The organism is Burkholderia puraquae, assembly GCF_002099195.1.
In the GTDB taxonomy this organism is placed as follows: Bacteria; Pseudomonadota; Gammaproteobacteria; order Burkholderiales; family Burkholderiaceae; genus Burkholderia; species Burkholderia puraquae.
This window is the reverse complement of record NZ_NBYX01000061.1, coordinates 1-1,959: the sequence shown is the minus strand read 5'-3', so window position 1 is coordinate 1,959 and position 1,959 is coordinate 1. Positions and strand designations below refer to the sequence as shown.

The following is a 1,959-nucleotide window of genomic DNA, read 5'->3' as shown; positions in this document are numbered from 1 at the left end:
GATTGAATCGGTTCTTCACGAAACCCGTCAGTTCGCGCCGCCCGCGGCGCTCGAGAAGGCGGCCACCATTTCCGGCATGCCGGCCTATCGTGCGCTCGCCGCCGAGGCCGAGCAGGATTACGAAGGCTTCTGGGCGCGTCTCGCGCGCGAGGGCCTCGCGTGGCACAAGCCGTTCTCCAAGGTGCTCGACGAGAGCAACGCGCCGTTCTACAAGTGGTTCGACGACGGCGAGCTGAACGCGTCGTACAACTGCCTCGACCGTCACGTCGAAGCCGGCAACGGCGAGCGCGTCGCCGTGATCTTCGAAGCCGACGACGGCACCGTCACGCGCGTCACCTATGCGGATCTCCTCGCGCGCGTGTCGCGTTTCGCCAATGCGCTGAAAAAGCGCGGGATCGGCAAGGGCGACCGCGTCGTCATCTATATCCCGATGTCGATCGAAGGCATCGTCGCGATGCAGGCCTGYGCGCGCATCGGCGCGACGCACTCGGTCGTGTTCGGCGGCTTCTCCGCGAAGTCGTTGAACGAGCGGCTCGTCGACGTCGGCGCGACGGCGCTCGTCACGGCCGACGAGCAGGCGCGCGGCGGCAAGACRCTGCCGCTCAAGAGCATCGCGGACGAAGCGATCGCGCTGGGCGGTTGCGAGGCCGTGAAGAGCGTGATCGTCTATCGCCGCACCGGCGGCAAGATCGACTGGCACGCCGGCCGCGACCTGTGGATGCACGARCTGATGGCSGGCGAATCCGACCAGTGCGCGCCGGAATGGGTCGGCGCCGAGCATCCGCTGTTCATCCTGTATACGTCGGGCTCGACYGGCAAGCCGAAGGGCGTGCAGCACAGCACGGGCGGCTACCTGCTGTGGGCCGCGCAGACGATGAAGTGGACCTTCGACTGGAAACCCACCGACGTGTTCTGGTGCACGGCCGACATCGGCTGGGTCACGGGCCACACGTACATCACGTACGGCCCGCTCGCGTGCGGCGGCACGCAGGTCGTGTTCGAAGGCGTGCCGACCTACCCGGACGCCGGCCGCTTCTGGAAGATGATCGGCGACCACAAGGTCACCGTGTTCTACACCGCGCCGACCGCGATCCGCTCGCTGATCAAGGCGGCCGAGGCCGACGACAAGGTCCATCCGAAAAGCYATGACCTGTCGAGCCTGCGCATCATCGGCACCGTCGGCGAGCCGATCAACCCGGAAGCGTGGATGTGGTATCACAAGCACGTCGGCCAAGAGCGCTGCCCGATCGTCGACACGTGGTGGCAGACCGAGACSGGCGGCCACATGATCACGCCGCTGCCGGGCGCSACGCCGACCGTGCCGGGCTCGTGCACGCTGCCGCTGCCGGGCATCATGGCCGCGGTGGTCGACGARACSGGYCAGGACGTGCCGAACGGGCAGGGCGGCATCCTCGTCGTCAAGCGCCCGTGGCCCGCGATGATCCGCACGATCTGGGGCGACCCGGAGCGTTTCAAGAAGAGTTATTACCCGGAAGAACTCGGCGGCACGCTCTATCTGGCSGGCGACGGCACSGTGCGYGACAAGGAMACCGGTTACTTCACGATCATGGGCCGGATCGACGACGTGCTGAACGTGTCGGGCCACCGGCTCGGCACGATGGAAATCGAATCGGCGCTGGTCTCGCACGAGCTCGTSGCGGAAGCGGCCGTGGTCGGCCGTCCGGACGATACGACGGGYGAGGCGGTCGTTGCGTTCGTGGTGCTSAAGCGTTCGCGCCCGGAAGGCGAGGAAGCCGCGGCGCTCGCGAAGACGCTGCGCGACTGGGTCGGCAAGCAGATCGGGCCGATTGCGAAGCCGAAGGACATCCGTTTCGGCGACAACCTGCCGAAGACGCGCTCGGGCAAGATCATGCGGCGCCTGCTGCGCTCGCTCGCGAAGGGCGAGGCGATCACGCAGGATACGTCCACGCTCGAGAACCCGGCCATCCTCGAGCAGCT

General features: G+C 67.2%; 1 protein-coding gene. It reads left to right on the top strand.

Features of this window, described 5'->3' with window-relative positions; all coding sequences use genetic code 11:
* Window position 1: 1 nt before the first annotated feature.
* Window positions 2-1,959, top strand: a 1,958-nt coding sequence (acs, locus tag B7G54_RS37750; protein ID WP_244289501.1) for an acetate--CoA ligase, incomplete at its 3' end; no start/stop codon positions are given.